General features: G+C 73.5%; 3 protein-coding genes and 1 pseudogene. All 4 read left to right on the forward strand.

Annotation, left to right across the window (positions count from 1 at the left end; translation table 11 throughout):
- Positions 1 to 213: 213 nt before the first annotated feature.
- Positions 214 to 4113 (forward strand): hypothetical protein, encoded by a 3900-nt coding sequence (locus tag DSD19_RS12895; RefSeq protein WP_133260430.1) that lies wholly within the window; start codon positions 214 to 216, stop codon positions 4111 to 4113.
- Entirely contained in the window at positions 4110 to 4979 is an 870-nt protein-coding gene (locus DSD19_RS12900) for a hypothetical protein (protein ID WP_075786049.1), read from the forward strand. The genes DSD19_RS12895 and DSD19_RS12900 overlap by 4 nt, the downstream gene beginning before the upstream one ends.
- Positions 4976 to 7111, forward strand: a complete 2136-nt coding sequence (locus DSD19_RS12905) for a hypothetical protein (RefSeq protein WP_113669877.1) — start codon at positions 4976 to 4978, stop codon at positions 7109 to 7111. Before DSD19_RS12900 ends, DSD19_RS12905 begins: the two co-directional genes overlap by 4 nt.
- A pseudogene (locus tag DSD19_RS21810) lies at positions 7108 to 8008 on the forward strand (hypothetical protein); the annotation flags it as partial. The gene DSD19_RS12905 and the pseudogene DSD19_RS21810, both read left to right, overlap by 4 nt.

The raw sequence follows: 8008 nt of genomic DNA on the forward strand, positions 1-8008 counted from the left end.
TCTTTCCTTGCCCTGTATCGAGGCTTCCGCCAGTATCTTAACCAAGAAAGACCCTACATCCGTGAACCGGAACGATTTTCTACCGTCTTCAGGGGGGACCGATCGCAGCCGCCTGGCCTGCGGTCCTTTGGCAAGTCGCATGCGTTGAATACCGACTGGTCCGATATCCGCGTCCTGCAGGGGGCCTCGTGCGAGGCGCGCCTTCCGGTTCCTTTGACCCGCGACGCCCCCTGGCTTCGCCCGCGCGATCTGGCCGCCCGGCTGGCGGCGCTGGCCGAGACCGCACCTTCGCCCTGGCGCGACCGGCTGCGGGCCGAGCCCGCCGTCGTGGCGGCCCAGATCCTCAGCTTTCGCTCTGACGATGCCATCGCCGCCTTCGATCTGGCCGCCGACGAGGGCACCGAGGCGCTGATCCGCCATGTGCGCGCGCTGTCGCGGCGGATCGACGACTGGCTGATGCGGATCGAGGCGCAGCTGCCCGAGGCTTTCGGCGAGACCATCGCCGCACTCGAACGGCAGATGGGGCTGCGCGGGCGGGTCAGCGGGCTTGCGGCCCGGTCGGGCACCGATCTGGCCGCGCTTTTGCTGGCCACCTTCGGTAGCAGGCAGGCCGGGCGCCCGGCCGAGGCACAGGCCGCGGCCGTGCCCGACCGGATCGCCGAGGCCCGGGCGCTCGCGACCGCGATCAGCGCGGCGCATCGGCAGATGATCCATGCCGTGGCCTCGCTGCAGCCCGCCGCCGCCACCGCCTTTGCCGAACGGATCGAGGCGGGCACGATCGAGCCCGGCATCGGCCTGATCCTGGCCGAGCTGTCCGCAGCCGGGCTGGTCGACGACCGGCTGAACCGCTTTACCCGCCGCCATACCGATTTCTACTACCGCGAGATCCTGGGCCAGCCGCCCGCCGATGCGACCCCCGAACGGGTGCTGCTGCATGTGCCCCCGGCGGCGGCCGAACGGCACCTGCCGCGCGGCACCACGCTGGCCGCGCGCGGCGCCGACGGAGCGGTCGCCACCTTCCGCACCCTGACCGCGATCCCGGTCAGCACCGCGCGCGTCCGCACCACCGGCGCCATCACCTTCGAGACCGATCCGCAGGTGTCGTTCTTTGCCACGCTGGGCGCGATCACCCGCGTCGAGGCGGGGCTCGACCCGGCCGGGGCCGGGCCGCTCGGGCGCGGCGTCTTCGTCGCGCGCAGCCGCGCCGCGCCCGAGGGCGGGCGCGGACAGGCCGGGGCCGAAATGGGGCTCGACATCGCCTCGGACCTGTTCCGGCTGCGCGAGGGGCGGCGCCAGGTCGAGGTCCGGCTGGACATGCGCCGCGCGAGCCCCCTGCCCGCGATGTCGCCGAAGCTGCCGCCCGGCACCGAGCCCGGCCGCGACCCCAATGTCGCGCTGGAACTGCGCAACGATCCCGAACTGATCCGCGCCTGCGGTTTCGCCAGCCTCGCGGAGGGGATCGAGGTCATCGACGCCGCCGTGCAGGACTGGGCGCGCAACATGGTGCGCGCGCCCTCGATGGCGATGATCTACGAGGTCATCGCGCGCAAGACGCTGAACGCGGCACCGCTGCGCCAGCTTCTGGGGCGGATCGTGACGCTGAGCCTCGTCGAGGGCGTGCCCTGGCCCGAGGGCGACTATCTGCAGCTGCTTCTGGACAAGAACAGCGCATTGCAGCAAGGCCCGGACGGGCTGCTGCGCCGCGCCGCCGCGGGCGAGACAGACGGAAACGCCCCGGCGGACGGGGCCCCGGCCTCGCTGATGGCGGGCGCCTTCCAGCTGGCCCCGGGCGGCCGGGGGTTCCTGCTGGCGCCCTGCGACGTCTTCCAGAAGTTCTTTGCCGATGCCTTCACCGTCACCCTGACCAGCGCGCGCGGCCCGGTCGCGCCCGAGGTGCTGCAGATCCTGCCGAACGGCCCGGGCCAGCCGCCGGGCGTCACCTTCCGCATGACCTTCGGCCGCGAGGCGCCGCCGCTCGAACCCGATCCGGCGACACCCGAGGCCGCGCCCGCGCTGGCGATCCGCGCCGCCCCCGATGCCCGGATCTGCCCGGTCAGCTTCTTCGAGCGCTACGAGGTCGATGCCGCCGCGATCCGGGTCCGGGTCGAGGGCCTGCGGACCATGGCGGGCTTCAACGATGACGGGCCGGTCGCGGTCGATCAGGCGGTGTTGCCCTTCGGCGCCCGCCCCGCCGATGGCGGCACGCTGACGCTGGCCGCGCCCGAACTGGCGGTCAAGCCGGTGACCCATGTCTCGCTCGACCTGACCTGGGCCGATCTGCCCGCCGGGATCGACGGCTTTGCCGGGCATTACGCCGCCTATCCGCGCGACACGCCGGTCCCGGACCCGCTTGTGACCGTCGAGGTGCTGTCGGGCGAGACCTGGAAGCCGCTGCTGAACGGCCCGACGCCCATGGCCGACCGCGATCCGGCCAGCGGCCGGCTGCTGGCCGACTGGCACCGCGAGGCCGATCTGGAAAGCCCCAGCCTGCCCGAGGACGGCCCGGCCGCGCTGAAGCTGCCGAAGGCGCGGGGCGAGATCCGGAGCGGCGCGCTGCGGCTGCGGCTTTCGGGCAGCGCGGGCGGCTTCGGGCAGACCGCCTATGCGCTGGGGCTGGCCGATGCGCTGCGCCCGCGCCTGCTGCGGCTGCGCCCCCGCCCGGTGCCGCTGCCGCCCTATCTGCCGCGGATCGCGCGGCTCAGGATCGGCTACGAGGCCGCCGGGCGGATCGCGCTTTCCGCCCCCGACAGCGCCCGGGCGCGCGACCGGGTGCGCCAGATCACGCCGTTCGGCACCATCCCGGTCTTTCCCGAACGCACCGAACGGGCGGCGGGGCTGGTGCCCGCGCGGCTGGGCTATGGCACGCTTTTCCTTCAGCTTTCGGGCAATTCGGCCAAGGACAACCTGGCACTGCTGTTCGACATCGCCGATAGCGGTCACGAACGGGTGGTGCCCGACCCGGTGCCGCTGGCCTGGCACTACCTGACCGAGGCGGGCTGGCAGGACCTGCCCGCCACCGCGATCTCGTCGGACACGACCGACGGGCTGCTGAGGTCCGGCACGGTGGTGATCGACATGCCCGACGACGCCAGCGAGACCGCGCCCGACATGCCGCCGGGCGGCATCTGGCTGGCGGTTTCGGCGGTGCGGCCCGGGTTTCACACCCATCCGGTGCTCGATGGCGTGCATACCAACGGGGTCTGGGCCGAAAGCCGCGACAGCCATCCGCATCCGGGCGACGGCCCGCGCGACTGGCGCTTCGATCCGGGCTTTGCGGGGCTTGGCAAGCCGGTCGAGGTCGACCGCCGGATCCCGCCGCGCCCGCCCGAGACCCCGCCCGCCTGGCGCGCCCGCGTGGCAGAACGGCTGCGCCATCGCAAGCGCGCGGTCACGCCCTGGGATGTCGAACGGCTGGTGCTGCAGGAATTCCCGGAAATCTGGCGGGTCAAATGCCTGCCCCATCTGACCGCCGCCACGCCCGAGCCCGCGCCCGGCCGGGCCACGGTGGTGCTGGTCCGCCGCCCGCCCGAGCCCACGGACGGCGCCCCCCCGCCGCCGCGCGAGCTGTACTTCGATGTCGGCAAGCTGGAACGGGTCCGCGCCTGGCTGCAGGCCCATGCCTGCCCCTTCGCGGGTTTCGACGTGGTCAACCCGGCCTTCGACCGGCTGCAGGTGCGCGCCCGGATCCGCTTTGCGCCCTTCCTGAACGACGGCGCGCTGGCCTTCCGGCTGCGCCAGGACCTGATCGCCCGGCTGTCGGTCTGGACCGCCGCGCCCGAGATCGCGCGGTTCGGCTGGTCGCTGAACGTGGCGCTTCTGCGCGCGCAGATCGCGGCGCTCGACTATGTCGAGGATGTCACCGATTTCTCGGTGCTGCATTTCGCGGCCGACGATTCCGGTGTCCACCGGCTGGCCGATACCGCGCAGATCGACGGGCGCGGCCCGCACGGGCCGGTGATCCGGCCGTCCCGGCCCTGGGCGCTGGCGCTCTCGGCCTCGGATCACGCGCTGGCGGCAGCCACCGCACGGAGCGGCATCGAAGCGACGCAAAGCGGCATCGGTCGGCTCCGGGTGGGCGACATGCTGATCGTGGGGCAGGAGACGGCGCGGTGACGAGACAGGACAGGACGACGCTCAAATCCTTTTTCCGCGACGGGGCGCTGCCCACCGCGGAACATTACCGCGACCTCATCGAATCCTGCGTCAACCAGACCGAGGACGGATTCTCGAAGACCCCGGCCGACGGGCTGCAGTTGCATTCGGTCGGCAGCTCGCGCGCGGTTCTCAGCCTCTATGAGGGGCTCGGCACGCCCTATGCCTCCTGGGTGCTCGAACATGGCGAAACCCAGGGCCATCTGCATTTCCGCCAGGGGCTGGGGGTTTCTGGCAACACGCTGGACGGCGCGGCGGGCGGCTGGGTCAGCGGTCCGCCCGGGCTGACGCTGGGCCGGGACGGCCGGATCGGGATCAGCGAGGCCGCGCCCGAATGGCGGCTCGATCTGCGCGGCACCGCGCGGATGGACGGGCGGCTGGGGCGCGCGACCGAGGGCCTTGCCGACCCCGTCGCCGACGGGCGCTGGCACGACATCACCCGGCCGATGACCGGCTGCCAGGCCTTCGAGGTGATGGCGGGCGTCGGCGGCGAGGTCGGACAGGGGCATTACGCGCTGGTCCACGCGGTCGCGATGAACGCCTTCCATCCCCGGAACGCGATCCTGAACTGGATGTTCGGACGGCGCCGGATCCGCGCCCAGACCGCGGTCTACGGGTCCTATGCCGACCGGCTGCGGCTGCGCTGGATCGCGACCGAGGAACGTCACCACTTCAAGCTGCAGATCCGCACCAATGCCGATTACGGCCTGGCCGAGGGCGCGCCGGTCCGGATCCGCTATCACCTGACGCGGCTCTGGTTCGACCCCTTGATGACCGGGTCGCGCGGACCCGCCGGAGGGCCGGACCGCGAGGACGGGCTGTTGTGACCGAAGAGCTGCCGCCTCCGATCACCTTCGCGGCGCTGATGGCCGAGGCGACGCCCGCCGCGCAACGCGCCTCGGGCCGGATCTGGACCGACTACAACACCCACGATCCGGGCGTGACCTTCCTCGAACAGACCGCCTTCGCGCTGACCGAGATCGCCTATCGCGCCGACCATCCGGTGCGCGATCACCTGACCGCCGCGCCCGAGGCCTTCGACCTCGACGCGCTGGCGCTTTTCGGGCCGCGCGCGGTGCTGCCGGGGCGGCCGGTGACGGCGCTCGACCTTGCGGCCTGCCTCTCCGCCCTGCCCGAGGTCGCGCGGGTCTTCGTGCGCCCGGCCGGGGCGCGCGGGCTTTACGAAATCGCCGTTCTGCCGGGCGAGGGCACCCCTGCCGCCACGGCCATCGACGCGGTCGCGGCCGCCTTCGAGGGCATGCGGCTGATCGGCACCGATACCCTGCCCGTCGCGCTGGCCGAGACGCGCTGGCTCGATCTGGCCGGCCGTATCAGCATCGGCCCGATGGCCAAGCCCGAGGCCATCGCGGCCGAGGTCTATCATGTGGTCAATCTGGTGCTGATGGGGCTTGACGCGACCGGCACGGGCGGGCGCCGGGGGGCCACGCGAGCCGACCTTTTCGACGAGCCCGCCGCGATCTGGCCGCCGGTTCAGGCCGAGCCCGGCGACCCGGCGCGCCCCGATCTGGTGCTGGCGGCACTCGAACGGATCGAGGGCATCGAGAATGTCCACGAGCTGCGCCTGACCGAGACCGCGCCCCATGACGACCGCAGGCTGGCCCGGCCCGGCATCGTCGCGGTGCATGAGGTCCGTCTGCCCGCAGGCGCCGCGCGTCTGGACCTGACACTGGACGGCGCGCCGGTGCCGCTCGATCCGCATGGCATCGCCGAGGAATACGGTCGCCTGACCGCGGCGCGGATCGCCGGACAGGGCAACCGGCTCGACCCGCGCGATTTCGACGTGGCCTTTGCCGGGCGGCCGCGCGCGGCGGGGCGGCTTGGGGTCGATGCGACCCTGCCCGCCATCTACCGGATCCGGGGCGGCGAGCGCATCGCCTCCTATCGCGGGATGATCGACGCCACGCTCGGGGCGATGGCCGCGCCGCTTTCAGCCCTGCCCGCTCGCTATGCCGCCCGCGCCGTGCCCGACCCCGAGGATGCGGTGGCGCTGCGCGAACGGCGCGAGATGCTCGATTATCTCATTGCGCTTCAGGGCGAAGAGATGCCCGATACCGGACAGACCGGGCTGCATGCCTATCGCAGCGCGGCCGAGCGGCTGCGCTGGGACATCGCCTGGCGCGAGGCCTATCTGGCCCGCCTGCCAGACTTCGACTTTCACAAGGGCACCGCCCATCCCGAATTCGGGGCGGCGGCGCGGCTGGCGCATCTGTGCGATCTCTCGCCCTGGACCGGGCCGGTCGCGGCGCTGGCGGCGGCGGGCCTCACGCTCGCCCCCGGGGCCGATGCCCCCGAAGCCCCCGTACCGCGCAGCGACCTGACCCTGCCCGATCCGGCGCATGACCTCTTTCTCACCCGCCGGTCGGCGCCCGCGCCGCTTGGCGCATCCGATCTCGCCGCACTCTCGCCCTGGATCGCAGACGGGCGGATCTCGCCCGCGCTCCTGCGCCGCGCCGCCTCTGCCGAGGCCTATCTGCTGACCCCGGGCGACGATCCCGGGGATGGCTGGCAGCTTCTGTTCGAGGCCGTCCCCCGCGCGCCCTTCCTCTACCGCTGCGCCACCGACAGCGACCGCGCCGCGCTCGACCGGCTCGGGACGCGTCTGTGCCGCGCCTGGCAGGATCTGAACCGCGCCTGCGAACAGCTTTTGCTCATTGAGGATATCCGGCTGCGCGGCGCCGGGCGCGGCTTTGCCGAGGCCAGCGTATGGGCGCTCCTGCCGGGCTGGACCGCGCGCGGCGCCGACCCGGCCTTTCGCCGCCACGTCGAGGACATGATCCTGCGCGTCGCCCCCGCCCATGTGCATGTCCGCCCGGTCTGGCTGGACGCCGATGCGCTGGCGGATCTGGCCCCGCGCATCGCCGCTTGGCAGGCTGGCATCGACGGCGCCGCGGCGGATCTGCGTGCGGCGCTGAGGCAAGACGGAGGGCCGCTGGAATGACCGGCCAGCCCGCGTCCCGACCTGCGCCCGAAGCCCCCCCGAACCGGATCGGGACGCTTGAATTCCGCTTCGACCTGGTCGACGGCCCGGGGCCGCTCGGCACGCCCGAACGGCTGCTGCTGGCGGTTCGGGCCGAGTTGCTCGAGACCGTCGGGCATGTGCTGGCGGCCACCTCTGTCGGCCGCGCCGATCTGCGGCTCGAGACGGTCGAGATCGACCTCGGCGTCTTCCCCGACCCGCCCGACTGGCCCGCCGTCAGGCGCCGTCTGGCCGAAACCCTCACCGCCGCGCTGGCGCCCCATCTCGGCAGCCCTTTGCCGGACCGGGCCGGGCCGGGGACCGGCGCCCCGATCCCGGCTTGCACATTGCCCCGCCCCGAAGCCCCGCGCGGGCCAGCCCCCGCCGCCGCGACTCCCGCGGCGCAGATGCCGACCGGCCCGGCCCCGAGGTCCGATCCACCGCCAGTCCACGCTCTCCCCACCGGGCCTGCGCCCGGACGGACCGGAACCCGATCGGCGCCTGCGACCGTCCCGGCCCCCGCGCCGGTGCCCCGGCAGCACTCCGCGCCGACGGCTGCGGACCGGCTGGCCTCCGGCGCGGAACCTGCCGGCCGGTTGGCCACCCCGCCTCCGCCGGACCGCCAGTCGGCCGCGGCCTCGCCGCCCGCCGACAGCATGGCACCTGCCGCGCCGCTCCGGCCGGGCGACCCGCCCCCTGCCGCGCCGCCCTCACCGGCGCCGCCCTCACCCGCGATGTCCGCAACCGAGCGTCCCGCCCCCGGCTCCCCCGATGGCCCGTCGCCCCTCGGGCAGAGCCCGTCCCCCGGCATCCCGGCCACAGCAACCGCAGCAACCGCAGCAACCGCAGCAACCGCAGCAACCGAAGCAACCGAAGCAA

The organism is Rhodovulum sp. BSW8 (assembly GCF_003314725.1).
GTDB classification, from domain to species: Bacteria; Pseudomonadota; Alphaproteobacteria; order Rhodobacterales; family Rhodobacteraceae; genus Rhodovulum; species Rhodovulum visakhapatnamense.